Source organism: Citrobacter sp. CK194, assembly GCF_030333395.1.
GTDB classification, from domain to species: Bacteria; Pseudomonadota; Gammaproteobacteria; order Enterobacterales; family Enterobacteriaceae; genus Citrobacter_B; species Citrobacter_B koseri.
Genome location: NZ_JAOWGA010000005.1, coordinates 1 through 202, shown reverse-complemented (window position 1 = coordinate 202; position 202 = coordinate 1). Strand labels below are relative to the sequence as shown.

The window sequence follows — 202 nt, the reverse complement described above, 5'->3', positions numbered from 1 at the left end:
TAGGGGAACCTGCGGTTGGATCACCTCCTTACCTTAAAGAACCTGCCTTTGCAGTGCCCACACAGATTGTCTGATGAAAAGAAAGAAGCAAGGCGTCTTGCGATTGAGACTTCAGTGTCCCCTTCGTCTAGAGGCCCAGGACACCGCCCTTTCACGGCGGTAACAGGGGTTCGAATCCCCTAGGGGACGCCACTTGCTGGTT

At 54.5% G+C, this 202-nt stretch carries 1 tRNA gene; it reads left to right on the top strand.

Annotated elements, in window-relative coordinates:
- The first annotated feature begins 116 nt into the window (after positions 1-116).
- A tRNA-Glu gene (locus OGX80_RS00580) sits at positions 117-192 on the top strand.
- Positions 193-202: the final 10 nt, after the last annotated feature.